Genomic DNA, 24,975 nt, shown 5'->3' with positions numbered 1-24,975 from the left:
CACTAAAATTTTCCTCGAAAATCGCATGGTTTAGTAATAAACTGCGCGCCATGACCTTGGTCACAATTTTTCGCCCGGGGTCATACGTCGGAAGCATCCATAAAATGAATAAAGCGCTGCCATAGACGCTTAAGGAAACAGCAACATGGCCTTGAAAGATGCAATGCCTTCAGTACTGCTCGAAAACGTAGTCAGTTTGATCCATTCCAAAGTCCCCAATTCACAAGCAAAACAAGTCGAACAGTTTGCCTCCTGTCTCTATGCCCACATGTCTAAAGACGACCTCCACGCCCGCACCGACAGCGACCTCTACGGTGCCGTGCTGAGTCTGTGGAATGCCCTTGGCAAGACCAACACCGGCGAAAGCCATGTTCGCGTGTACAACCCGACTCAGTCCAAACACGGTTGGCAGTCGTCGCACACCATCATCGAAGTGATCCAGACCGATATGCCATTTTTGACCGACTCCCTCGGTATGGCGCTGAATCGTCTGGGTGTTACCACTCACATGATGCTGCACACGCCACTGGCGATTGGTCGCAGCGACAAAGGCATCGACAGCGTTGGCTTTGTTAAAGACAGCCCGGATGATGCCGACAAGGTTGCCGTATTCCTGATTGAAATCGACCGTCAGAGCTCTGAGGCCGATTTGAAAACCCTGCTGGGCGAAATCCAGTCGGTGCTGTCTGATGTGAGCGCTGCGGTGAACGATTGGCAAACCATGTCTGCCAAACTGCGCTCAACCATCGAAGAGCTGCCAAAGCGTCCATTCCCGGGTACCAAGGAAGAGCTTGATGAAGCCGTCGCCTTCCTGACCTACCTGAATAACCACCACTTTACGCTGCTTGGCTATCGTCAATACGACCTTAAGCGCGTGGAAGGTGACATGGAGCTGGTGCCAAACCTCGAATCCGGTTTGGGTCTGATGAACCGCCCCGGCAAGCACAAGGTCGAAGGCCTGATGCTCTCCACCCTGTCAGACAACGCCCGTAAAGAAGCCCTGGACGACTCGCTGCTGATCCTGACCAAGAGCAGCACCAAGAGCCGCGTGCACCGTCCGGCCTATGTCGATTACATCGGCATCAAGCGCTTCGACAAGAAGGGTAATGTGGTCGGTGAAGACAGATTCATCGGTCTGTACGCCTCAAACCTTTACAACCGCAGCCCACGTGAAATCCCGCTGCTGGCGCAGAAGGTGCAGCGTGTGCTGGATAACTCCGGCCTGGTGCCCAAGTCGCACGACTATAAGGCGCTGGTAAACATTCTTGAAAACCTGCCGCGGGATGAAATCATCCAGGCGAGCGAGCAAGAGCTGGCCCACGTGGCCCATGGCGTGCTCGAAATGCAGGATCGCGACAAGCTCAAGCTGTTTGTTCGCAAAGACGGTTTCGGCCGCTTCCTGTCCTGTCTCGTGTATGTCTCCAAAGACAGATACAACACCAAGCTGCGTCAGGACACGCAGCGCATTCTGGCGCAGCACTTCCAGAGCAAGGAAGAAGTGGAATTTACCACTTACTTCTCTGAGTCCATTCTGGCCAGAACCCACTACATAGTGAAAGTTGATAACAATAATATGGATGTAGATGTGGCCGCCATTGAAAACAACCTGATTGAAGCCGCCCGCAGCTGGGAAGACAAGCTGTATACCTCGCTGAACCATTCCATGGGCGAAGAGCAGGGCAACCGCTTGTCCAAGCGTTACCTGACTGCGTTCTCACGTTCTTACAAAGAAGACGTGTTGCCAAACGCCGCTGTGGTGGATATACAGCAGCTCGAAGCCCTGGACGAAGAACACAAGCTTGGCATGCTGTTCTATCAGCCACAGGAAGCGGCCATCAACAGCAACAAGGTACGCCTGAAGCTGTTCCACAAAGACGAGCCAATCCACCTGTCTGACGTACTGCCGATGCTGGAAAACTTCGGTCTGCGGGTGATTAACGAGCGTCCATACGAAGTGAAAACGCCAGACGGCGCCACCTTCTGGATCCTCGACTTCCTGATGATGGTGACCGGTGGCAACACCGAAAACCTCGCCGACAGTCAGGACAGATTCCAGACTGCACTGGCCCAGGTGTGGAACAAGAAGCTGGAAGATGACGGCTTTAACCGTCTGGTACTGTCTACCGGTCTGGCCGGCCGCGAAGTGTCTATCCTGCGCGCCTATGCCAAGTACATGCGTCAGATTGATGCCACCTTCAGCCAGGCGTATATCGAGCAAACCTTTGCCCGTTATCCTGAAATTGCCGATTTGCTGGTGAAAATGTTCATCCGCAAGTTCAATCCAAAACTGAAGACCCGTACCCTGACCAAGTTCCAGGAGCAGCTGAACCTGCGTCTGGAAGATGTGGCGAGCCTGGATGATGACCGCATTATCCGCCGTTATCTGGATCTGATTAACGCCACTGTGCGGACCAACTTCTATCAGACCAACGCCGCAGGCGAGGGCAAGGATTATATCTCCTTCAAGTACATCCCACGGATGATCCCTGAGATGCCAAAGCCGCTGCCGGCCTTTGAAATCTTCGTCTACAGCCCACGGGTTGAAGGCGTGCACCTGCGTGGTGGCAAGGTTGCCCGTGGTGGTCTGCGTTGGTCCGACCGCCGTGAAGACTTCCGTACCGAAGTACTGGGTCTGGTAAAAGCCCAGAACGTGAAGAACACCGTAATTGTGCCTGTGGGTGCCAAGGGTGGCTTCGTATGCAAGCAGCCTCCAATGGATGGCAGCCGTGAAGCCTTCTTCACCGAAGGTCAGGAATGCTACCGCATCTTTATCCGCGGTCTGCTGGATGTGACCGACAATATCATCAACGGCGAAATCGTACCGCCTGTGGATGTAGTGCGTCACGATGAAGACGATGCCTACCTGGTAGTGGCAGCCGACAAAGGCACGGCCACCTTCTCAGACATCGCCAACGCCATTTCTATTGAGTACAACCACTGGCTGGGTGATGCGTTCGCATCAGGCGGTTCAAACGGTTACGACCACAAGAAGATGGGTATCACCGCCAAAGGTGGTTGGGAATCGGTCAAGCGTCACTTCCGTGAAATCGGTATCGACTGCCAGACCACCGACTTTACCTGTCTGGGTATCGGTGACATGGCCGGTGACGTATTCGGTAACGGCATGCTGCTGTCGGAGCACACCTGTCTGGTGGCGGCATTCAACCACATGCATATCTTTATCGACCCAACGCCGGATGCCGCTGCGACCTTCAAAGAGCGTCAGCGCCTGTTCGATCTGCCACGCTCCAGCTGGGATGATTACAACCGTGAACTCATCTCCAAGGGCGGTGGTATCTTCCTGCGCAGTGCCAAGTCCATCACCCTGAGCCCTGAAATGCAGGCGATGCTGGGTACTGACAAGACGGCCATGAACCCAACTGAGCTCATCAAAGAGCTGCTGAAGATGGAAGTGGACCTGATTTGGAACGGCGGTATCGGTACTTACATTAAGTCTTCCCGCGAAACCAACGCCGAAGTAGGCGATCGTGCCAACGACGGTCTGCGTGTGAATGGCGGCGATGTGCGCGCCAAGATCATCGGTGAAGGCGGTAACCTGGGTTGTACCCAACTGGGTCGTATCGAGTACGCCATGAACGGCGGTCGTATGAACACCGACTTCGTGGACAACGTAGGTGGTGTGGACTGCTCTGACAACGAAGTGAACATCAAGATTTTGCTGAACGCCATGGTGGCCGAAGGCGAAATGACCCTCAAGCAGCGTAACCGCCTGCTCGAGGAGATGACCGATGAAGTGAGCGAGATTGTTCTGCAGGACTGTAAAGATCAGACCCGCACCATCTCTGTGACTCAGGTTCGTGGCGCCGAGCAGCTCAAGGAGCAAATTCGCTTTATCCATTACCTGGAAAAAGAAGGCAAACTCGATCGCGCGCTGGAATTCCTGCCAACCGACGATGAACTGGCCGAGCGTCTGGCTGCCGGTAAACCGCTGACTCGCCCAGAGCTGTCAGTACTGGTTGCCTACGCCAAGATGGTGCTGAAAGAGCAACTGGTTACCGCTGAAATCACCGAAGACAGCTTCCTGTCCAAACTGCTGGTGAGCTACTTCCCGCAGAAACTGCAGGAGCTCTATGCCGACAAGATGACCAGCCACCCACTGCGCGGTGAAATTATCGCGACATCACTGGCCAACGAGCTGGTGAACGACATGGGTCTGAACTTCGTACAGCGTATGCAGGATGAGACTGGTGCCACAGTGGCCGAAGTTGCCATTTGCTACACTATGGCTCGCGAAGTCTTTGGTTTGGCTCAGCTTACCATGGCCATCAGCGCGCAGAATGGCGTGGTGCCTGCCGTGGTTCAACTGGAAATGCTGCATCAGTTGCGTCGTAACGTGCGCCGCGCCTGTCGCTGGTTCCTGCGTCACAGAAACCGCAACAACAGCATCGAGCAGACAGTTGCCTTCTTCAAGCCGGTGTTCGACGAACTCAAGGCCAACGTTCACCAGTACATGGTGGCCGAAGAAGTGGAAGCCATCAGCGCCGAAGTAAGGGCGTTGGAGAAAGAGCTGGTAGACACCGATGTGGCCAAGGTTGTGGCTAACATGAGCACCCTGTTCTCGGCGCTGGACATTGCCCAGATAGCTCAGAACGAAAACAAGCCGGTAGCCCTGGTTGCCGAGACTTACTTCAAGCTGGGTGCCAAGGTTGAACTGCACTGGTTCCTCGAGCAGATCAGTGCCCAACCTGTGGCCAACCACTGGCAGGCTCTGGCCCGTGCCGCCTTCCGCGAAGAGCTGGATTGGCAGCAGCGCGCCCTGAGTTCTGTGGTACTGCGTACCTGCAGCGAAACCTGCAGCGCCGATGCCATCATCGAAGGCTGGATCGATGTTAACCGGGTACTGCTGGAACGCTGGTTCCACATGCTGGCTGACTTCAAGACAACGCAAAGCCATGAATTTGCCAAGTTCTCGGTGGCTCTGCGTGAGCTCAACCTACTGATCCTCCACTGCGAAGGTCACCAGTAAGCTCATAGCACCCAATCAAGCCCTGGCAGTTGCCGGGGCTTTTTTTGGCTAAAAACACAGTGCTGCTGTAAACTGTGCGCCTTACCCTGCAGGCAGCCTGGCCTCATGACCAACAAACATTAAAATCCAAGGAGATCCAATGTTTTACAAAATCGCGCAGTCAGTCATGTTCCAAATGGATCCTGAGCGAGCCCACAATCTGGCCATAGGCAGCCTCAAACGTACCGCCAATACGCCACTGACTGCGTTTTACGCCCAGTCTATCGCCAGCAAGCCTGTGACTTGCATGGGGATCAGCTTTCCAAACCCCGTTGGTCTGGCCGCCGGTTTGGATAAAGACGGCGAGGCCATTGATGCCTTCCACGCCATGGGTTTTGGTCATGTCGAAGTGGGTACAGTGACTCCACGTCCACAGCCTGGTAACGATTTGCCGCGCCTGTTCCGCCTGAAGCCAGCCAAAGGCATCATCAACCGCATGGGTTTCAATAACAAAGGTGTCGACAATCTGGTGGCCAATCTCAAGGCCAAGAAAACCGATATCCTGGTTGGGGTGAACATCGGGAAAAATAAAGATACCCCGGTAGAAGAGGGGAAAAACGATTACCTGATCTGCATGGAAAAGGTGTATGCCTATGCGGCATATATTGCGGTAAACATTTCTTCGCCAAATACCCCCGGCTTACGGACCTTGCAGTATGGCGATCTACTGGACGATCTGCTCTCATCCCTTAAAGCAAAGCAAACAGAGCTGGCAGAAAAGCACGGCAAATATGTGCCAATCGCGCTGAAAATTGCACCGGATCTGACCGAAGAAGAAATCGCCAGTATTGCGGCATCACTTATCAAAAATAAATTTGATGCGGCCATTGCCACCAACACTACCTTAAGTCGTGATGGGGTAAGCGGTCTTGCCAATGCCAATGAAACCGGTGGTCTTTCCGGTAAACCTTTGACTGAATTATCAACCAAGGTGATCAAACAACTCGCCACTGAATTAAAAGGTGCGATCCCGATCATCGGTGTTGGTGGGATCAATTCAGCGCAGGATGCACTGGCTAAATTTGATGCAGGTGCAACCTTGGTTCAAATATATTCGGGCTTTATTTATCAAGGGCCCAAATTAATAAAAGATATAGTCGCGAGTTACAGCGCAAAATAACAGCAAAAGGATCGCGAAAGCGATCCTTTTTTCTTCAAGTCGATCCAAAGCGATCGTTTTATGATCTGATTGATCTCTCTAACGTGTTGTTAACTAAGTCATATCGCAGGAAAAAGTTTTTGATATTGCGTAAATAATCATCTATGATGCGCTTGATAAACTAATTTGCAGGTATACGTTATGTTATTAATGCCACAAACGGATTGGCAATGGAGATATAACGATGCTTACGGTGTCTTAAGCGTTTCGTTAGGTTCGGAAATGGAATTTCTGACTCCTTACAAAGCCAAGCTCCTTATTCCGGATGCATTGGGTGATATGGAATTTAGCGTCGAGCACGCCAAGTTCTATATAGACCTGCTCGACCGTGTGCAAAAACGCCTGAAAATTACCGATGCTGCGGCTGTACAAATTACACTCAATGCAACGGCAGCCCATTTTATGCTTAAACCTCAAATGCCCAAATCCTGGTTTTTCGAAGCCAGTGATATTTGTGTTTTCGCCGATATGGGCAAGGTATTTGAACTTAAATGCCATGGCGAACGTCACTTGGTGATGGTCGTTGAAAATGGTTTGCAGGCCGCACTGGTCATGTTGCTGGGTAAAGAATGTGATTTGGGTGACGGTAAGCGTCTCGGCCAATTTGAAACCATTAAGGTAATGCATAACAGACTGCACGAGCCTCGCATTAATCGCCAAACTGTTGCGGCCTGATTAAGCTTTATCCGATGGGATAAAAAAGCGCTTGGTAGTGTATATATCCTAAAGGACGCCATTGGCGTCCTTTTACTTTTCTGCCGTTTTTGTCAGTCACTCTCAAGCGCATGCCTGGTAAACAAATGACCTTTGTCACTGGCATGGTGTTATCGGGCTCGCCATAATAGGCCAAGACCAATGGAAGGTGCGAATAAGTCCCGTGCTTACTCTGCGTGAACTTTCATCGGATAGATGTAAGGTGCAGTTCGCAGTGAATGGCCTTAGCCCTTCGCAAAAGCTGTAACCTAGCAGATACCGCTGTAAGCCACGCCCTACGGGGCTTTGATAGCGACACCATTTCGGCGTTATTCAACTTCACCATGCCTCGGCATGCCTTCTGTTGAATGCCTTGAACTGTCGTCGCTATCATAGCCAGAGCTGTGCGAGGACTTGTCCGCACCTTCCCAAGAGAGGGGAGCTGTTATGAATGTGGGCATGTTGGCGTTACTTATCCCGATTATCGCGGTAACTGGTGGGTTTATACTGCAATTTATGCGGCTGCGGGAGCGGCAACAACGCCTCGGCAGTGAGCAAAGGGCCGAATTTGAGGCGTTGCAGGGTGAAATCCGTGAACTCAAAGAGCGAATTCAGGTATTGGAAACCATAGTCACCGATGAAGGTTTCGATGTAGGGCGGCAAATCAATCGGATGAAGGGTCAGCAATAACATGATTGCCTGCTACGCAGAGGGGTTAAGCGACTGAATGCAACTTGAGCGTATGGGGCGGGCGCAGGCAAGAGTCCGTCAGGGGCCGGATCATCGTGATGGTGAACAGGTGACCTTTCTTGACGTAAAACAGTATTTTGGGCTCGGGCATGTGCGGGTAGGCCGCTGGGTCAGCAGCAGTGAGTCGCTGATAGCCGCTAATATGGTATTCGACGCGCTGGCTGATTTGGCCCTGGTGCTTGGGCTGCCACCAAAAGCATTGGGGCTCAGGGAGAAACTGAACCTTGCCTTTGGCCATGGCGGTCAGCAAGGGGTAATGGCCCATTATTCGCCTTGTGAGCGCACCCTGGCGCTCGCCAAACATGCCGGAGCGGGCGCACTGGCCCATGAGTTCTGGCATGCGTTCGATCACTACATTGGCGATGTCGCTATGGATGTCGGCAGCGTAATGGGCCGGGGCAAAAGCAGCAGATTCGCCAGTGAACTTTGGCTTCAGGATGTGCCGCTGCTGTGCCATCCACTTAATGACAGACTGGATGCGCTGTTTCAGTGCGTGCTGTTAAGCCTGGATGGCGAGCAGCCAAGTGACTATGTGCGCCGTGCTATTCAGTTGGATAAATCCTTTGGCAGGCTTTATTTTTCCCATCCGTCTGAGCTGATGGCGCGTGCGTTTGAGGCCGCCATTGAAACCCATGCCCTGTTCGAAGATGTCGATTTACAAAGCGGTGAAATCAGCCTGAAGCGGCTTATCAATCCCTATTTGGTAACAGGCACCCAGGACTTAACCGCCGCCAATGGCGCTACCAGTCGCCAATGGGGCGCAATGCCAACGGGCGCGTTTCCAAAACCTTCACACCGCGACGCCATTATGGGGCACATTCAGCAATATTTCGGGCTGCTTGGCAAAGCCCTTGAGAAATACCAACAAGGAGAAACATGATGCAAGTGGTGATCACCGGCGCCAATCGCGGCATAGGCCTTGCGCTGACCAAACTCTATTTAGCGGCCGGCTGCGACGTTGCGGCCTGCTGTCGAAACCCCGATGACGCAAATGCGTTGCATGCCTTGATGGACAGCCACGAAGGGCTGGAACTCTTTGAGCTGGACGTGAGTTCGAGTGATGCGATTGCCTCTCTGGGAGAGGCGCTTCATGGGCGACCAATTCATCGATTAATCAATAACGCCGGTTATTACGGGCCCCGCGGCGTGATGCTCGGCAATACCCCGGAAGATGAGTGGCAGCAGCTGTTCGCTATCAACTGTATAGGTCCGCTTAAGTTGGTGGAAGCCCTGACCGAAGGCCTGTGTCAGGGGCAGGGCATTATTGCCAATTTGACCTCTAAAATGGGCAGTATGGCCGACAACGGCAGCGGCGGCGCCTACCTGTACCGCTCCGCCAAAGCGGCGCAAAACGCCGTGACCAAATCTCTGGCAATTGATTTGGCTCCCTTTAACGTTAAAGCGGTGGCCCTGCATCCCGGCTGGGTACAAACCGACATGGGTGGCCCCGGCGCCCTGATTGACACAGACACCTCGGCGCAAGGCTTATATCGGGTTATCGAAGGTTTGAGCACCGCCCAAAGCGGTGGCTTTTTCGACTATCAGGGAAATGCTATCCCTTGGTAATATTGCCATCTTATTGATGTTAATCAGATTCCTTTATTGAGTCTCGCGGCTAGCTATGTCAAACTCAAGACTGAATTTACATAAGATTAACAAAATGGGAGGCAACCATGGGACCTTGGTCAATGCGCGCCGGGAAAGGCGGCAGATTGGGTGTGTCAGCTTTGCTGGCGCTGGGACTGGGTTTGAGCGGGCAGACGCTGGCAGGACCGGGGGATTTTAAGTCCGGCCCTGTGATTGAAGGCTACGGCGAGGTCGCAAGCCGGGTCAAACAAACGTATCCGGTGCCAAAGGATCAACACTTTAAAGTGGCATTTGATATTGGCAACCAAAGTGAAGCCGGTCAGCTCAACCGCGGCATTGAAAGCCTGGCGCGGTTTCTGAACATGCACGCTGCTGTGGGCGTTAATCCCGACAACATCAAGCTGGCACTGGTGGTTCATGGCAAGGCAGTATTTGATGTGCTGAATGACGATGCCCATTTTAAGAAGCTTGCCCGTGGCAACAGCCATTCCTCGCTGCTCAAAGCACTGATGGATAATGGCGTACGCATTATGGTGTGCGGACAAACCGCCGCCTACTACGGCATAGATAATAATTTGCTGTTCCCCGGGGTTGAGATGTCCCTTTCGGCAATGACTGCCCATGCGCAGTTGCAGCAGCAGGGTTATAGCCTGAATCCGTTTTAACTACTGAAGCGTAGCTGTTACTCCCAGGAGCACTGGCCCCGGCCAGTGCTTTTTTGTTGGCTAGTCCCCGACGGATTGCCGTCTCTCACAATGTGTGAACATCAGATCGAGCAAAAAAGAGAAAATGTGCCAATACCACGGATAAATAAGAATACTGAAGGAGGGAGTAACAAGGCGTGGCTTTGAGATCCGGAGCTGAACTGGATGTCACAAGAGGGCGACCTTCGAGCTTATTGGATACAACAAGTCTATCGAACTTTGAGCCTTAGCAAAGGGATAAGTAAAAGTGATGAGAGGGTTTTACTTTAGAAAAGTGGTTGCGGGAGCCGGATTTGAACTGGGCGTCACACGCCGACGACCTTCGAGCTTATAGGGTACAACGAATCTATCGAACTTTGAGCCTTAGCATAGGGATCAGTAAAAGTGATGAGAGGGTTTTACTTTAGAAAAGTGGTTGCGGGAGTCGGATTTGAACTGGGCATCACACGCCGACGACCTTGGAGCTTATAGAAAACAACGAGTTCTATTAAACTCAGAGCTTTAACAAAGAGATAAGTAAAAATAATTGGAGTGGTTTACTTCAGAAAATTGGTTGCGGGAGCCGGATTTGAACCGACGACCTTCGGGTTATGAGCCCGACGAGCTACCATGCTGCTCCATCCCGCGTCCGGATGTTGATGCAATCAGTTTTAATTCTTAATTGAGGAATTGGTTGCGGGAGCCGGATTTGAACCGACGACCTTCGGGTTATGAGCCCGACGAGCTACCATGCTGCTCCATCCCGCGTCCGGATGTTGATGCAATCAGTTTTAATTCTTAATTGAGGAATTGGTTGCGGGAGCCGGATTTGAACCGACGACCTTCGGGTTATGAGCCCGACGAGCTACCATGCTGCTCCATCCCGCGTCCGATTATTTGCTGTTTGTTTTGAGTCTTTCTGTCAGCCAGAAAGTTGGTTGCGGGAGCCGGATTTGAACCGACGACCTTCGACTCTATTATTAAGAGTGAGCCCGACGAGCTACCATGCTGCTCCATCCCGCGTCCGATTATTTGCTGTTTTTTTGAGCCTTTCTGTCAGCCAGAAAGTTGGTTGCGGGAGCCGGATTTGAACCGACGACCTTCGGGTTATGAGCCCGACGAGCTACCATGCTGCTCCATCCCGCGTCCGATTTTTTACCGCTTCATCTCTCGTTAAAGAGCGCATTCAGGCCCTGTGTTTCAGCCCTCAGCGTCGAAGCGGGGCGAACTATAACTATCCTGAAATCCAATTACAAGGGAAATTCCCGGATTTGTGTGTAACTGCCCAAATATCCTGCAAGCTGAGGGGGATTTGAACAGAAGCTGTAGGAAATTGCCGCAGCGGGGTGGAACCTGCCTGATAATGCGCCGTTTTAGGTGTCGCGGCCCCAAGATTGCTTATCTTTTAAGGGGCTAAACGGGTATAATGTGCCCTTTGATTTTCTGCAGGCGTAATTTCGATGTTTAACTTTTTTGCCGCTGCCCCCAAGGGCTTTGAATATGCACTCGCCAAGGAGCTTGAAGCCCTGGGCGCCTCTGAGGTGCGTGAGAGCGTAGCCGGTGTTTATTTCAGTGCCAACCTGGAGCAGGGCTACCGTATTACCCTGTGGAGCAGACTGGCAAGCCGTATTGTCATTATCCTGTTCAATGGCGAATGCGAAACCCCTGAGCAGCTTTATAACGCGGCGTACAGCATCGATTGGCCTTCCCATTTCTCGAATCGCTGCACATTCAGCATCGATTTTCACGGCACCGGTGGCTTTATCAAAAACAGCCAGTTTGGTGCGCTCAAGATTAAAGATGCCGTGGTCGACCGCTTCCGTGACGATGACCAGGCCCGTCCGGACGTGGTGAAAGGAACCCCGGACATTCGCATCGATGCCCACTATGGCCGAGGCAAAATCACCATTGGCCTTAATTTCTCAGGCCCTGCACTGCACCAGCGTGGCTACCGCGGTAACACGGGTGAAGCGCCGCTGAAAGAAAACCTGGCGGCCAACATGTTGTATCGCAGTGGCTGGGCCGAGACCCCAACCGCTTTGCTTGACCCTTTCTGTGGCAGCGGCACTGTGCTGATTGAAGCGGCCATGATGGCCTGCGATATTGCGCCTGGTTTGCTGCGCGAGCGTTTTGGTTTTGAGCATTGGAACCGCCATAACTCCGCGGTCTGGACTCAGGTAAAAGAAGAAGCCAAGGCCCGCGCCTCTTTGGGTAAAAGCCGCTGTGAGCTTAAATTCTACGGCTCGGATATCGACTCGCGGGTGGTCGCCCTTGCCAAGCGCAACGCCAATGCCGCCGGTGTGTTCGAATTTATTGAACTCAAAGTCGCCAATGTGCTGAATATCGAACCGCCGGTCGAAGGCGGTATGCTGCTGACAAACCCTCCCTATGGCGAGCGTTTAGGCAACGTGACCAGCTTGCTGCAGCTTTACTTCCAGCTTGGCGAAAAATTCAAGCAAAGCTTCGGTGGCTGGAAACTGGGTCTGCTGTGCAGCGATATGGAGTTAGTGTCATCACTTAAACTGAAAGCAGACAAGCAGATGAAGATGTTTAACGGTGCGCTGGAGTGTGCCTTTAACCTCTACACCCTGCATGCCAACAGTACCCGCCGTGAAGTGGCCCCTGAGCAGGCAAGTCAGGGCGGTGAAATTGCCGCACCCTTTGCCAATCGCCTGAAGAAAAACGTTAAGCAGCTGGAGAAGTGGGCCAAGCGTGAAGGAATCGACAGCTATCGCCTGTACGATGCCGATATCCCCGAATATAACGTGGCGGTGGATAGATACCTTGATTACGTGGTGGTGCAGGAGTACGCCGCGCCATCGTCTATCCCTGAAGCCGTGACCAAGCGCCGTCTGACCGACGTGCTGCTGGCCTTGCCGCGGGCGCTTGGAATCGACCCCGACAAGATTGTACTTAAGACCCGTGAGCGCCAGAAGGGCACCAACCAGTATCAAAAGCTGGACGCGGAAAAGCTGGAACTGACCACCACAGAATACGGTTGCCTTTTCAAGCTGAACTTAAGCGATTACCTGGATACCGGGCTTTTCCTTGACCACAGACTGACCCGCAAACTGGTGGGTGAAAAGTCCAGAGGGCGGGATGTGCTGAACCTGTTTGCCTACACGGGTTCAGCCTCGGTGCATGCCGGTAAAGGCGGCGCCAAGTCGGTAACTACAGTGGATATGTCCAATACCTACCTTAACTGGGCAAAAGATAACTTTATGCTCAATGGGTTGGTTGGACGCCAGTACAGGTTCGAGCAGGCCGACTGCCTGCAGTGGATCCGTGACTGTCAGCAGACGTTTGATTTGATTTTTATCGACCCGCCGACTTTCTCGAACTCCAAGCGCATGGAAGACTCTTTCGATGTGCAGCGCGACCATGTGGCGTTGTTGGTGTCACTTAAGCGCTTGCTGAATCCCGGTGGCGAAATCGTATTCTCCAACAACAAACGCAAGTTCAAGATGGATATGGAAGCGCTGAACGCCGAAGGGCTCAAGGCTATCAATATCGACGATAAAGTGCTGCCGATGGATTACGCCCGTAACCCGCAAATCCACAACTGCTGGGTAGTGACCCATGGCTGAGTTTATTTTGTATCACACCGAGGGCTGCCACTTGTGCCATCAGGCCGAGGCATTGCTGTTGGACGCAGGGCTGAATTATGCCTTGGTGGATATCTGTGACGATGACACCTTGGCTGAGCGTTACGGCGTGCGCATTCCGGTTGTGCTGCGCACCCTGGATTCGGCAGAGCTTGGCTGGCCCTTCAACAGCGAAGCGCTGGCCTCTTTTAAAGACGCTGCATTTAATTCAGCTGCATCTTAATCGGTTGCATCTCATTCGGTTGCATCTTAAATAAGGTGCACCTTAGCAGTTTGTGACTGAAGCGAAGCGGTCCGATAAACAGTGTTTTAACCGAATTTGAGTTTCTTAAAGAAACAGTGTTCCCGGGAACACCAGTGTAAAGGATGTTGATGTGAGTCTTGTTCGTATCACCAATGGCTCTTTGGCCTATGGCTACATTCCCCTGCTTAAAAACGCCGACCTCAGTATCGAGGCCGGTGAGCGCGTGTGTATTGTGGGTCGTAATGGCGCCGGTAAATCCACCTTGCTCAAGCTTATCGACGGTGAATCCCATCTGGACGATGGCGAGCTGAATATCGCCACCGATGTGCGTATCAGCCGTTTACAGCAAGACCCGCCCAAGGCCGAGTCTGGTACTGTTTACCGTTATATTGCCCAGGGCCTGAAAGAAGTGGGCGATGTGCTGGACAGGTACCATCAGTTGTCGCACGATCTGGCTTCTGCCGATGCCGTTGCCCAGGAGCGAATGCTCAAAGAAATGGAAGGTTTGCAGGGCAAGCTTGACCATTTGAACGGCTGGCAGCTTGATAGCCGCATTCAGGCGCATTGCAAACGTCTGGGGCTGGATCCGGATAAACCACTGAGCGAACTTTCCGGCGGCTGGCAGCGTAAAGTGGCTCTGGCCCGGGCGTTGGTGAGTGAGCCGGATCTGCTGCTGCTCGATGAGCCGACCAACCACCTGGATATAGATACCATCGAGTGGCTGGAGCAGTTTCTGCTTGGCTTTAAAGGCGCCATCGTGTTTATCAGTCACGACCGTGGCTTTATCAGCCGCATGGCAACCCGCATTCTGGATCTCGACCGCGGCGTGGTAACGTCCTGGCCGGGCTCCTATCAGGCTTACCTTGAAGGCAAAGCCGAATGGCTGCGTCTCGAAGCCGAGGCCAACGCCCAGTTCGATAAGAAACTTGCCGACGAAGAAGTGTGGATCCGTCAGGGTATCAAGGCACGTCGTACCCGTAACGAAGGCCGGGTGAGGGCACTCAAGGCGCTCAGAATGGAGCGTAAAGAGCGCATCAACCGCCAGGGCAACGTCCGTATGGCGGTGTCTGAAGGCGAGCGCAGCGGCAAACTGGTGTTTGATGTCGACAGCCTGAATTTCAATCTGGCCGACAAAGATTTGGTGCGCGATTTTTCCGTGAGTGTGATGCGTGGTGACCGTATTGCGTTGATAGGCCCCAACGGCTGCGGTAAATCGACCCTGATCAAGTTGCTGATTGGTCAGTTGGAGCCTCAGTCCGGCAACCTCAAAACCGGCACCAAGCTGGAAATTGCTTACTTTGACCAGTACCGTGAAAACCTCGACGAAGAAAAAACCGTTGAGGAAAACGTGGGCGAGGGCAAACAGACGGTGACAGTCAATGGCAACGACCGCCATATCCTCAGCTATCTGCAGGACTTCTTGTTTTCGCCAGCCCGTGCCCGTACGCCGGTAAAAGCGCTTTCGGGCGGTGAAAAGAACCGTCTGCTGCTTGCCCGGCTGCTGCTGCGCCCGGCCAACCTTATTATTCTCGATGAGCCCACCAACGATCTGGATATTGAAACTCTGGAACTGCTGGAATCCATGCTGGCCGATTACGACGGCACCTTGCTTATCGTCAGTCACGACCGGGCCTTTATCGACAATACAGTGACCAGCAGTTGGTGGTTCACTGGCAATGGTCGCTGGGCCGAATACGTGGGCGGCTATCAGGATGCGGTGGCACAGGGCGCGAAATTCTACGCCGCCTCTGCGGAACCCGAAGGGCAAAAGAGTGTCCAAGCTCAGGCACCTGTGGTAAAACAGCAGCCTGAAGTGAAATCGCAGAAGAAGCTGTCTTACAAATTGCAGCGGGAGCTGGATGCGCTGCCGGAGCGGATGGAGCAGCTCGAAGCCGAGATTGAGGCGTTGCAACAGGAAGTGAATACCCCCGAGTTTTATGGGCAGCCTCAGGATACGGTCAACGCCCGTCTGAGTTTGCTCGGCGAGAAAGAACAAGAGTTGGAGCTTTGCTTTGAGCGTTGGGAAGAGCTCGAATCAATGAAGTAAACCTATTAAAATTAGGAAGTTATTAATGAAGTTACAGTTGGAAAAGGCATTGTCCCTGGTGGCTTTGGGTGTGCTGGGTGCACTTGGAAGTGCTCAGGCCGCACCGGTTTACGAAATTAAAAACCTCGAAGATTTTGACCTTAAAGGTACCCTCGAAGGCACCCGTACTGGCTACGCCATGGGCGTAAACGCCAACAATGAATTGGTGGGTATCGCCAAGGGCCGTAAGAAATTGTCCAGTGATGACGTGGAAGGCGGCATCATCGACGTGGACGACGGGATCTCCGACGAAGAGAAGATCACCTACTCTGTGCTCAAGCCGATTGTGGCGAATAACTTTACCTTCTCGGCGGGCGCCAACGGCGCGGCCGGTGCCTGGGTTCCCACCTTTGAAAGCATCAACGGCACCACAGATCCCAAAGATACTGATGTCAATGTGCCTGAAACCGTGAACTCGGTGGATACCTTCTACTACGGGATCAATGATGACGGCCTGAAAGTTGGCGCCATGACCGCGCCAGAGAAGAAGCTTGAGTACACAGGCACAGATACCGAGCAGGATTATTGGTACTACCGCGACTATGAAATCCGCGGCGTGGTGAAAACCCCGACCGCTGAGATTGAGCTGACCCCACCTTATGTGGAGTATACCAGCACCAAGTCCGGCGAGACCGACAAGAAGGCGTATTTGGGCGGTACTTCTGCGGCCACCGCGATTGCCGGTAACTTGATCACAGGTTATGCGAGCACTGATATTTCCCGCTACGGCGGTGAGCGTGCCCAGCTGTGTTTGGACAACGTTGGCACCACAAATGCCACGCCGCTGGATATCTGTATCCAGAACGAGCAGTACCCCAATACCTCGGGCAACCGTAACATCCAATACCAGACCCGTGCCTATGTCTGGCAGCTGGAAGGCGACGCTGCCACCGGTACTGCGCTGCCTCTGGGGCTGACTCCGGCATCTGATTCCACCCTGACCTATACCGCTCAGGGCCTGGGTATCAACCTTGATGGCACAGTTGCCGGTCGCTCCCACGTGAACCGCAACGGCAACGATGACTACTTCCGTATGGATGCCGCTTACTGGACCCGTAAGGATGATGGCAGCTACGAGTACCACTGGGTACCCGTGGTGAACCTGGATGATGTGCGCAGCTCCATTGCCTACGACATCAATGACAACGGCATTCTGGTTGGCTCTTACAACAGCTACATTCAGGGTTATACCCGCGATAAGTTCTTCTATTTTGATACCAAGGCGACCGATGCCAAGCCTGTTGTGCCGAACGATTTCTACTCAACCCAGTCGGATCTGTCGAGCCGTGGCAAGGCCATCAACAACAAAGGCCAGGTCGTTGGTTTTATTGAAACCACCCACGACAAGGAAAAGCCACGTCCGAAAGCCGGCTTCCTGTTCGACATGAATGCCAAAGAGGGCGGTGAGTTCTCCAACCTCAACAGTCTGCTCACCTGTGAGTCAAAAGGCTTTGAGAAGGCCTCTGACGGCACCTGGGCACGCCATAAGGTGCAGGTGGAAGACGGCAGCGGCAAGACTCTTAGTTACGACTCTGACATCCAGATTGTCGAAGCCAACAGCATCAACGAAGAGGGTGTTATCGTAGGTACTGCGTTTATTCGTAAGCCGGTATACAAGACCGATGAAAATGGTCTGCCTATAGTAGAAAACGGCAAGTTTGTGTTTGAACTGGATGGTAACGGTAACCCGGTAACCTCTTATCTGCCTCGTGCAGTGGTGCTGGAGCCTGCAGCCGGCGCGGAAGCCTGTACCGTGATTGATGGTGATACCGGCGGTGAGAAATACGAACGTCAGGGCGCTGCAACCCTGCTTGGCCTGTTGCTGCTGCCACTGGTGTGGCTGCGCCGCCGGGTTCGCTGAGCAAAGAGTGCGAACTGCTCCCGGTCAGATCTGACCAAGCAAATTTGGGGCCCATCTGGGCCCCAAATTTTTTTCCGCATTGTCTCAATAGCTTAATATTTGCGCGCTAAAATCGATGGATTTTTCGATTGATCTTGGCCCGGAAAAGCCTTATTTCTACATATGAAGCTGTTGCTTCTTGTTTTATGTAGAACAGAGGACGCTTGCATGAAGAGACAAAAACGAGATCGCATGGACAGAGCTTTTTCCAAGGGGTTCCAAGCCGGAGCCGGGGGACGCTCAAAAGAGATGTGCCCTTACACTAATCTTGATTCACGCTCACAATGGCTAGGAGGCTGGCGTGAGGGGGTAGATGGCCGAATGTCCGGGCTCTTTACCAAGTAATGCACAGCAAATCTTGCCCTCCCTGAGAAGAGGGCATTTTTATAGCAGTATTCTTCAGGCAGTGATTAAGACTGCATCAGCAACAAAAACACCGGCCTTGGCCGGTGTTTTGTATTTTAAGCCACCTTGGCTTCTAAGGTTAGAAGCTTAGAAGGTTGAGGTGTCGGTAAACACGCCCACTTTCAGATCCGTAGCTGTGTAAATCTCGCGGCCATCCACTTCCAGGCTTGCATCGGCAATGCCCATCACCAGTTTGCGGTGAATAGTACGCTTAATGTTGAGGCGGTAAGTTACCTTCTTGGCGCCAGGCAGTACCTGACCGGTAAACTTCACTTCACCTACACCCAGAGCGCGGCCTTTGCCCTGAGCGCCTTCCCATGCCAGGAAGAAACCAACCAGTTGCCACATGGCATCCAGGCCCAGACAGCCTGGCATCACAGGATCGTCAACGAAGTGGCAACCAAAGAACCAAAGATCCGGATTGATATCCAGCTCGGCTACGATTTCCCCTTTACCGAAGGCACCGCCATCGTCATTAATGGTGGTGATGCGGTCGATCATCAGCATGTTGTCGACGGGCAGACGGGGAGAATTCTTGCCAAGAAGCTCGCCATGGCCACAGGCGATCAGTTCTTCTTTGGTGTAGCTGTTTGCTTTAGTCATTGTAATAGTTACCACTCCATCATTAAGAGTGGCCAAGATTAGCGAACACCTGTACGCCAAACAAGTCCAACCACCTTTTCAGTTACGTGAAAATGGCCATTTTGCGAGCAGTCCTGCAAAAAAGCCCTGGGGCAATTCGTCGGGCTCGTCACCGGCAAGCTTATCCAGCCTGGCCTGAACCAGGCCATAAAGGGTGTTGTCGGGGAAGTTATGCTCTTCATCGGCGACACCTGCGGGCAGCGACATCAACAGCTCAACGGCTTCATCCATATGGGCAACCTGATACACATGGAATAAGCCCTTGGAGACCGCGTCTATCACCTTGGGGGCCAGATTCAGCTGCAGCATATTGGCCTTGGGAATGATAACCCCTTGCTCGCCAGTGAGGCCCCGGCGCTCACACAGATTGAAGAAGCCCTCAATTTTTTCATTCACGCCGCCAATCGCCTGCACGTTGCCGAACTGATCCAGTGCACCTGTTATTGCAAGTGATTGTTTTATTGGCTGCTCTGCAATGGCAGACATCAAACAGCAGTATTCGGCCAGTGAGGCGCTGTCGCCATCAATTTCCTGATAGGACTGCTCAAATACGATATTGGCATTGAGGTGCAGCGGCGCATCACGGCCAAAGATCCGGTACAGACAGGCCGAGAGGATCATCATGCCCTTGGCGTGAATGTTACCGCCAAGCTCGGACTTGCGCTCGATATCGGCCACTTCACCATCACCATAGTGCACCGTAGTGGTGATGCGTGCCGGTTCGCCGTAGGCATAGTCGACACTGTCGATAACGGTCAGACCATTAATTTGACCAACCATTTCGCCACTGGTGGGCAGGTTGATAAAACTGTCGTCGAAACTTTGTGCCGAGAAGCGCTCAGAGCTGTTGTGGCGGCGCTGCAGCTGGCGCAGTGCTTTGTCGATGGCCGCGCCGCTGATGTCATTGCTTTGGCTATAAGCCGCGGCTTGAGCGAACAGCTGTACCATGTCCTGGCTCGCCAGAGACAGGCGCTGCTGATGCTCACATTCTCGGGCCGAGAAGCTAAAGAGTGGCGCCATGGCGCAATCCTGCAGGGTAAAGCCTGCATTAAAAGCCAATGCCTTGAGCCAGAGGCCATATTCCTGCTCGGACTTTTGGGTCAGATCCAGTTCATGGGCCACTTCGCCCAGAAGGGGGAAGTGCTCGGCAAAGCTGCTATCGTGGCTTCTAAGCTCCACATATTGCAGGGCGCTGCCTACCAGGATAATGCTGGATTGCAGTGGTACCAGCGTATCTTTACCCACCTTGTAGCTGCCACGCTCGAGGATCTCTACCAGCAGTTGCCATAAACCTTCGCGGCGATACACGGCTTCCACATCAATAAACACATAGGCAAAACTTGCCAGGGCACCTGGCTGATATTGGCTCTTGCCTTTGCCATCGTCTTCAATACGACCAATCAAATCGGCGCGGGTCAGGCGACTGCCGAGCAAGGTGTGCAGGCCACGTTCTTTGGCAATACAGCCATGGCTACCGGCTTGGATCTCCTGCCACTGCAGCTCAGTGCTGTCGCCGTCGCGGCGTGCAACCAGCTCTTGGAGCGGCCTTGGGAATGCCTGTGCCAATGCTTTAAACAAAGAAGGGCGGTGAACACCGGCAAAGTCTGCCAGAAACATTTGCTGGTTGGCGATTTTACCGGTGAGCGCAAAGGCATCGGTCACTCTGTCCTGACACAGCAGCAAATGGCCAATGCCGGGATTGTCATTTAATCCACTTGGCAAGGTAAAAGATGGGGAGAGCCGCTGGACGGGAATAAAAGAAGGGTGCATAAAAGTCATTGAAAAATCATCGTTGGGCGGATTTTAGCATATCCTGCGCCTTTGTAATCAGCGTCTATATGCATGGCGGTGGTGAAAAGGAAAACAGTTTGCACAAAGCCTAAGCAATCGATTGTTTTTTTAATAAAAGAGGTTTACAGCGCGAATAGCCGCAGCTATTATGCGTCTCGTTCGGAGGGGTGGCAGAGTGGTTTAATGCACCGGTCTTGAAAACCGGCGTGGGTTTATAGCCCACCCAGGGTTCAAATCCCTGCTCCTCCGCCATATTCAAGGGAAAGGCGCTGCTCACAAGGCAGCGCCTTTTTCGTTTGCGTCTCTTTCTTCTGTGCTGCATTTTGAACTGATCTGGACGAATGTTTCCCAATCAGCTGCTGTGGCTGTCCGCTTGCTCACGGGTAAGCTTATCCTCCAATTGCAATCGCGATGCTTATGCTTCGATGGCAGCTACAGTTCTTTGGCATCTGCCCTTCTTTGGCATCTGGGCATCTGGATACTCTGAAGCTTGAGCCAAAGGTTTAAGAAGGCTCAGCAGAGTCGAAGTTCGGTATTTTCAGCGATTTCAGGCCGATTTTTCGCCCGTCTGGCGCGCAAATGAGCAATCGACACAAAAATGCAAAATTGGGGTTTACAGCGCCACGGCTCACGGATATTATGCGTCTCGTTCGGAGGGGTGGCAGAGTGGTTTAATGCACCGGTCTTGAAAACCGGCGTGGGTTTATAGCCCACCCAGGGTTCAAATCCCTGCTCCTCCGCCATATTAAGGAAAGGCGCTGCTCACAAAGCAGCGCCTTTTCGCTTTTATGGGCTGTTGATTGCGTATGTTGATTGCGTATGTTGATTGCGCATCTTTTGCCCACATTTCCTCAGGCCATCGGCCGCCATCTATCGCTTACTAAAGTTACAGACATCAGACCTGTTAAATCATCCTAATAACAGTGCTATAGCGTCAGTCATTTACTGTGGTTTAACACCGATTTTGCGAGCGGAATGCTTTGCCAGCGGGCGGTAGTTGGGATAAATTAACGCAGCTGGGCCCAAGGACCGTGGCCGGTAATGCAATAACAAAAACCAACAGGGTGGTGTTAACTTGATTTCTGTATATTTGGTCGACGATCACGAACTGGTTCGCACCGGGATCCGCAGGATTTTGGAAGACGAACGGGGCATCAAGGTAGTAGGTGAGGCGCCAGACGGAGAAACTGCCGTCAGCTGGGCCAAGCAGAATGAGGCCGACGTCGTGCTGATGGACATGAACATGCCCGGCATTGGCGGTATTGAAGCGACCCGTAAAATCCTGCGCTACCAGCCCCATTCGCGGATCATTATGTTGTCGATGCACACCGAAGATCCGTTTCCAACCAAGGTGATGCAAGCCGGTGCTTTCGGCTTTTTAAGTAAAAGTGCCAGGCCACCGGAAGTGATCCAGGCTATTCGCCAGGTTGCCTGCGGCCAGCGTTATCTGGCGCCTGAAATTGCGCAGCAAATGGCCTTAAGCCAGCTGACCCAAACCGATGAGAACCCCTTTAAGCAGCTGTCTGAGCGTGAGCTGCAAATCGCCATGATGATCATCAACAGCATGAAGGTGAACGACATCGCCGAGCAGCTGAATCTGAGCCCGAAAACCGTGAACAGCTACCGTTACCGTCTGTTTGCCAAGCTGGGCATTGGCAGTGATGTAGAGCTCACCCGTTTGGCCATTCGTCATAAAATCATCGACCCCGGCAAGTTCTGAGCGTGTTCGACAGCAAAACCTTCCTTAAAACCGTCTCCAGTGCCAGCGGCGTCTATCGTATGTACGATGCCGCCGGCGAAGTGATTTACGTCGGTAAAGCCAAAGATTTAAAAAAGCGCCTGTCCTCTTATTTTCGGACCAATCTGCCCAATGTAAAAACTCAGGCGCTGGTGAGTAATATTGCCAATGTGGATGTCACCCTGACCCACAGTGAAACCGAAGCCCTTATTCTTGAAAACGACTATATCAAGCAGTACATGCCTAAATACAATGTGCTGCTCAGAGACGACAAGTCGTATCCCTACATTTTGCTAAGCCGCCACACCCATCCCAGGCTTGCGTACCATCGCGGCGCCCAGCGTGAGAAGGGCGAATATTTTGGTCCTTATCCCAATGGCGGCGCCGTGCGCGAAAGCCTGAATTTGATGCAAAAGCTGTTTCCCATCCGCCAATGTGAGGATGCCTACTATCGCGCCCGTTCGCGGCCCTGTTTGCAGTATCAGATTGGCCGCTGCTCAGCGCCCTGTGTCGGAAAAATCAGTGATGAGGATTACAACGAGCAGGTGCGGCTCGCCACCTTATTTCTGCGCGGTAAAGATCAGCAGGTGATTGCAGCCCTGGTGGCCAAAATGGAAGCGGCAGCCATGGCAATGGAATATGAGTCCGCAGCCCGTTACCGCGACCAAATCCAGGCGCTTCGTAAGGTGGCCGAGCAGCAAAATGTGTCAGGGCAACAAGGGGATATGGACGTTATCGGGGTGCATTACGCCTCTGGAATTGCCTGTTTTCATATTCTGTTTATCCGCGAAGGCAAGATTTTCGGCAGCCGCAGCTATTTTCCGGCTGTGCCCGATGCCACCGAACTTGCCGAAGTGCTGCGCGCCTTTATGCTGCAGTTTTATTTGGGTAACGAAGCCCACCGCAGTATTCCCAAAGAAGTGGTGCTGGGGGATGACTTTGAAGATTTGCACGAGCTTGAAGCTGCGATGCAGGACTCCCTCGGTCATAAGCTGGAAATTAAAACCCGGGTGAGGGCGGAGCGAGCGGCGTTTTTACGCCTCGCCAGTACCAATGCCGCCAATGCGGTTGCCACCAAGCTTGCCCACAAGAGTACCGTTGAGCAGCGGATGGAGCTTCTTGAAGAAGTGCTGGGGCTTGGCGCGCCTATCCAGCGGATGGAGTGCTTCGATATCAGTCACACCATGGGCGAAAGTACCGTGGCTTCCTGTGTGGTGTTTAACCGCGAAGGGCCTTACAAGAGTGAGTATCGCCGTTACAACATTACCGGGATCACCGGCGGCGACGACTATGCCGCCATGGCACAGGCACTATCGCGCCGCTTTGATAAGATTGAACGTACCGGCAAGGTGCCGGATGTGCTGTTTATCGATGGCGGCCTGGGGCAGCTGCGCGCCGCCATGGCCATAGTGAAAGACAAGTTTGCCGATATGGATCGTCAGCCGCTGCTGGTTGGCGTGGCCAAAGGGGAGAGCCGTAAACCCGGGCTTGAAACCCTGATTTTCGGTGGCAGCGAGGCCGAGTTCTCGCTTGAGTCCGACAATCCGGCACTGCATTTGATCCAGCATATCCGGGACGAGTCTCATCGTTTTGCTATTACCGGACACAGAGCTAAGCGACAACAAACCCGCAATACCTCCAGTCTGGAATCCATCCCCGGCATAGGGCCAAAAAGACGCAAGGCGTTGCTGCAATATCTTGGTGGATTACAGCAGGTTAAAAATGCCAGTGTGGCTGAGCTGGCCAAGGTTCCCGGGATCAGCGCAGAAATGGCGCAAACTATCCATGACGCATTGCGGGGGTGATAAAAATCAGGCAAGATTGGCGCTGCTTTTGAATTCCAGGGTCTCCCATGCCGTTTAACTTACCCATCGCCTTGACCTTCTTCCGGCTGTTGCTGTTGCCGGTTTTCGTGGTGTTCTTCTATTTACCCTACAACTGGGCGCCCTTTGCGGCGGCATTTGTGTTTTGGCTGGCGGCTATTACCGATGCGCTTGATGGCTATGCCGCCCGTAAATTAGGCCAACTCACCCGTTTCGGTGCCTTTTTGGACCCCGTCGCCGATAAGGTGATGGTGGTAACGGCCCTGGTGCTGCTGGTTGCAGACTACAACTCGCCCTGGATGACCCTACCGGCACTGTTGATGATTGGCCGCGAAATCGTGATTTCAGCGTTGCGTGAATGGATGGCGGAAATTGGCAAGCGCGGCGCCGTTGCCGTGTCCTGGATTGGTAAGTATAAAACCGCTGCCCAGATGGTGGCCATTATTGGTCTTATCTGGAAACCCAATGCCTTTTTGATTGATTTGGCCTATGGTCTTTTCTATTTCGCCGCCATTCTGACCTTCTGGTCGATGATGAGTTACATCATGGCAGCCTGGAAAGATCTCACCGCTGAATAAGAACTGCACGCTAACTGCATGTTTCTGATACAGGTCGTTTATTTAGTGTGCATACAGGATTTTAAGTGAAAATAAGCGTTTGACAGTCGGGGTTAAATCGGTAGAATGCCAATCCGCAGTCAGGGGAAACTTTGAAAGCAAACGCTTTAAAAGCACGTATTTTTGAAAAAATACTTTTAAAGTAAAACACGCGACATTAGCTCAGTTGGTAGAGCGATACCTTGCCAAGGTATAGGTCATCGGTTCGAACCCGATATGTCGCTCC

The 24,975-nt window shown here is 52.8% G+C and carries 17 protein-coding genes and 8 tRNA genes; 18 read left to right on the top strand and 7 right to left on the bottom strand.

Annotated features, from left to right (window positions below; translation table 11 throughout):
• The first annotated feature begins 145 nt into the window (after positions 1-145).
• The 7 genes from MJ923_RS19040 to MJ923_RS19010 all read left to right on the top strand — a co-directional run bounded on the left by MJ923_RS19040 (position 146) and on the right by MJ923_RS19010 (position 9,880).
• Positions 146-4,987: an NAD-glutamate dehydrogenase gene (locus MJ923_RS19040; RefSeq protein ID WP_240592447.1), complete on the top strand. Its 4,842-nt coding sequence runs from the start codon at positions 146-148 to the stop codon at positions 4,985-4,987.
• Between the two features lie 139 nt (positions 4,988-5,126).
• Positions 5,127-6,146 (top strand): quinone-dependent dihydroorotate dehydrogenase, encoded by a 1,020-nt coding sequence (pyrD, locus tag MJ923_RS19035; protein WP_240592446.1) that lies wholly within the window; start codon positions 5,127-5,129, stop codon positions 6,144-6,146.
• Positions 6,147-6,326: 180 nt separating this feature from the next.
• Positions 6,327-6,860 carry a cell division protein ZapC gene (locus tag MJ923_RS19030; protein WP_126166756.1) on the top strand — a complete coding sequence of 178 codons (534 nt, stop codon included), beginning with the start codon at positions 6,327-6,329 and terminating at the stop codon, positions 6,858-6,860.
• 465 nt (positions 6,861-7,325) lie between these two features.
• Positions 7,326-7,568 carry a hypothetical protein gene (locus MJ923_RS19025; RefSeq protein ID WP_240592445.1) on the top strand — a complete coding sequence of 81 codons (243 nt, stop codon included), beginning with the start codon at positions 7,326-7,328 and terminating at the stop codon, positions 7,566-7,568.
• Positions 7,569-7,620: 52 nt separating this feature from the next.
• A complete protein-coding gene (locus MJ923_RS19020) occupies positions 7,621-8,508 on the top strand; it encodes a CLCA_X family protein (protein WP_420854498.1) in 888 nt (295 codons plus the stop codon).
• A complete protein-coding gene (locus MJ923_RS19015; RefSeq protein ID WP_240592443.1) occupies positions 8,505-9,194 on the top strand; it encodes an SDR family oxidoreductase in 690 nt (229 codons plus the stop codon). Before MJ923_RS19020 ends, MJ923_RS19015 begins: the two co-directional genes overlap by 4 nt.
• Before the next feature lie 107 nt (positions 9,195-9,301).
• Positions 9,302-9,880 carry a DsrE family protein gene (locus MJ923_RS19010; protein ID WP_237158766.1) on the top strand — a complete coding sequence of 193 codons (579 nt, stop codon included), beginning with the start codon at positions 9,302-9,304 and terminating at the stop codon, positions 9,878-9,880.
• 589 nt (positions 9,881-10,469) lie between these two features.
• On the opposite strand, the gene MJ923_RS19005 is transcribed toward MJ923_RS19010, so the two are convergent.
• From MJ923_RS19005 to MJ923_RS18985, 5 genes are all read right to left on the bottom strand, one after another.
• Positions 10,470-10,546, bottom strand: a tRNA-Met gene (locus MJ923_RS19005).
• 43 nt (positions 10,547-10,589) lie between these two features.
• Positions 10,590-10,666 (bottom strand) — tRNA-Met (locus MJ923_RS19000).
• Positions 10,667-10,709: 43 nt separating this feature from the next.
• A tRNA-Met gene (locus MJ923_RS18995) sits at positions 10,710-10,786 on the bottom strand.
• A 47-nt stretch (positions 10,787-10,833) separates the two neighbouring features.
• Positions 10,834-10,921: transfer RNA gene (locus MJ923_RS18990), tRNA-OTHER, on the bottom strand.
• A gap of 46 nt (positions 10,922-10,967) precedes the next feature.
• Positions 10,968-11,044: transfer RNA gene (locus MJ923_RS18985), tRNA-Met, on the bottom strand.
• A 314-nt stretch (positions 11,045-11,358) separates the two neighbouring features.
• Between MJ923_RS18985 and rlmKL the strand changes: the two genes are divergently transcribed.
• The 5 genes from rlmKL (at position 11,359) to rmf (ending at position 18,078) form a co-directional block, all read left to right on the top strand.
• Positions 11,359-13,485, top strand: coding sequence for a bifunctional 23S rRNA (guanine(2069)-N(7))-methyltransferase RlmK/23S rRNA (guanine(2445)-N(2))-methyltransferase RlmL (gene rlmKL / locus MJ923_RS18980; RefSeq protein WP_240592442.1), 2,127 nt, complete (start codon positions 11,359-11,361; stop codon positions 13,483-13,485).
• Positions 13,478-13,726, top strand: coding sequence for a glutaredoxin family protein (locus tag MJ923_RS18975; RefSeq protein WP_240592441.1), 249 nt, complete (start codon positions 13,478-13,480; stop codon positions 13,724-13,726). The genes rlmKL and MJ923_RS18975 overlap by 8 nt, the downstream gene beginning before the upstream one ends.
• A gap of 151 nt (positions 13,727-13,877) precedes the next feature.
• A complete protein-coding gene (locus MJ923_RS18970; protein ID WP_240592440.1) occupies positions 13,878-15,794 on the top strand; it encodes an ABC transporter ATP-binding protein in 1,917 nt (638 codons plus the stop codon).
• A gap of 25 nt (positions 15,795-15,819) precedes the next feature.
• The gene (locus tag MJ923_RS18965; RefSeq protein ID WP_240592439.1) at positions 15,820-17,694 is read left to right on the top strand and encodes a DUF3466 family protein; all 1,875 of its coding nucleotides are present in this window, start codon (positions 15,820-15,822) and stop codon (positions 17,692-17,694) included.
• A gap of 207 nt (positions 17,695-17,901) precedes the next feature.
• Positions 17,902-18,078 (top strand): ribosome modulation factor, encoded by a 177-nt coding sequence (rmf, locus tag MJ923_RS18960; RefSeq protein ID WP_126166764.1) that lies wholly within the window; start codon positions 17,902-17,904, stop codon positions 18,076-18,078.
• Positions 18,079-18,225: 147 nt separating this feature from the next.
• Here rmf and fabA read toward each other — a convergent pair whose 3' ends face one another.
• Both fabA and MJ923_RS18950 read right to left on the bottom strand, forming a co-directional pair.
• Positions 18,226-18,741: a bifunctional 3-hydroxydecanoyl-ACP dehydratase/trans-2-decenoyl-ACP isomerase gene (gene fabA, locus MJ923_RS18955; protein WP_126166765.1), complete on the bottom strand. Its 516-nt coding sequence runs from the start codon at positions 18,739-18,741 to the stop codon at positions 18,226-18,228.
• A 78-nt stretch (positions 18,742-18,819) separates the two neighbouring features.
• Positions 18,820-20,550 carry a S16 family serine protease gene (locus tag MJ923_RS18950; RefSeq protein ID WP_240592501.1) on the bottom strand — a complete coding sequence of 577 codons (1,731 nt, stop codon included), beginning with the start codon at positions 20,548-20,550 and terminating at the stop codon, positions 18,820-18,822.
• 182 nt (positions 20,551-20,732) lie between these two features.
• Between MJ923_RS18950 and MJ923_RS18945 the strand changes: the two genes are divergently transcribed.
• From MJ923_RS18945 to MJ923_RS18920, 6 genes are all read left to right on the top strand, one after another.
• A tRNA-Ser gene (locus MJ923_RS18945) sits at positions 20,733-20,823 on the top strand.
• A 400-nt stretch (positions 20,824-21,223) separates the two neighbouring features.
• Positions 21,224-21,314, top strand: a tRNA-Ser gene (locus tag MJ923_RS18940).
• A gap of 332 nt (positions 21,315-21,646) precedes the next feature.
• On the top strand, positions 21,647-22,291 hold the full coding sequence (gene uvrY, locus MJ923_RS18935; protein ID WP_126166766.1) for a UvrY/SirA/GacA family response regulator transcription factor: 645 nt from the start codon (positions 21,647-21,649) through the stop codon (positions 22,289-22,291).
• Positions 22,288-24,114, top strand: a complete 1,827-nt coding sequence (gene uvrC / locus MJ923_RS18930) for an excinuclease ABC subunit UvrC (RefSeq protein WP_276313183.1) — start codon at positions 22,288-22,290, stop codon at positions 24,112-24,114. The genes uvrY and uvrC overlap by 4 nt, the downstream gene beginning before the upstream one ends.
• A 47-nt stretch (positions 24,115-24,161) precedes the next feature.
• Positions 24,162-24,710, top strand: coding sequence for a CDP-diacylglycerol--glycerol-3-phosphate 3-phosphatidyltransferase (gene pgsA / locus MJ923_RS18925; RefSeq protein WP_240592438.1), 549 nt, complete (start codon positions 24,162-24,164; stop codon positions 24,708-24,710).
• Positions 24,711-24,900: 190 nt separating this feature from the next.
• Positions 24,901-24,973, top strand: a tRNA-Gly gene (locus tag MJ923_RS18920).
• Positions 24,974-24,975: the final 2 nt, after the last annotated feature.

Source organism: Shewanella zhuhaiensis (genome assembly GCF_022484835.1).
GTDB lineage: Bacteria > Pseudomonadota > Gammaproteobacteria > Enterobacterales > Shewanellaceae > Shewanella > Shewanella khirikhana.
This window is presented reverse-complemented; position numbering and strand designations above follow the sequence as displayed.

Excerpts from the sequence above, each read along its gene's own strand:
- MJ923_RS19030 (WP_126166756.1), top strand. The coding sequence starts at position 6,327 with ATGTTATTAATGCCACAAACGGATTGGCAATGGAGATATAACGATGCT.
- MJ923_RS19040 (WP_240592447.1), top strand. The coding sequence starts at position 146 with ATGGCCTTGAAAGATGCAATGCCTTCAGTACTGCTCGAAAACGTAGTC.
- rmf (WP_126166764.1), top strand. The coding sequence starts at position 17,902 with ATGAAGAGACAAAAACGAGATCGCATGGACAGAGCTTTTTCCAAGGGG.
- MJ923_RS19015 (WP_240592443.1), top strand. The coding sequence starts at position 8,505 with ATGATGCAAGTGGTGATCACCGGCGCCAATCGCGGCATAGGCCTTGCG.
- MJ923_RS18975 (WP_240592441.1), top strand. The coding sequence starts at position 13,478 with ATGGCTGAGTTTATTTTGTATCACACCGAGGGCTGCCACTTGTGCCAT.
- fabA (WP_126166765.1), bottom strand. The coding sequence starts at position 18,741 with ATGACTAAAGCAAACAGCTACACCAAAGAAGAACTGATCGCCTGTGGC.
- pgsA (WP_240592438.1), top strand. The coding sequence starts at position 24,162 with ATGCCGTTTAACTTACCCATCGCCTTGACCTTCTTCCGGCTGTTGCTG.
- pyrD (WP_240592446.1), top strand. The coding sequence starts at position 5,127 with ATGTTTTACAAAATCGCGCAGTCAGTCATGTTCCAAATGGATCCTGAG.
- MJ923_RS18965 (WP_240592439.1), top strand. The coding sequence starts at position 15,820 with ATGAAGTTACAGTTGGAAAAGGCATTGTCCCTGGTGGCTTTGGGTGTG.
- MJ923_RS19020 (WP_420854498.1), top strand. The coding sequence starts at position 7,621 with ATGGGGCGGGCGCAGGCAAGAGTCCGTCAGGGGCCGGATCATCGTGAT.
- MJ923_RS19025 (WP_240592445.1), top strand. The coding sequence starts at position 7,326 with ATGAATGTGGGCATGTTGGCGTTACTTATCCCGATTATCGCGGTAACT.
- MJ923_RS18950 (WP_240592501.1), bottom strand. The coding sequence starts at position 20,550 with ATGCACCCTTCTTTTATTCCCGTCCAGCGGCTCTCCCCATCTTTTACC.
- rlmKL (WP_240592442.1), top strand. The coding sequence starts at position 11,359 with ATGTTTAACTTTTTTGCCGCTGCCCCCAAGGGCTTTGAATATGCACTC.
- MJ923_RS19010 (WP_237158766.1), top strand. The coding sequence starts at position 9,302 with ATGGGACCTTGGTCAATGCGCGCCGGGAAAGGCGGCAGATTGGGTGTG.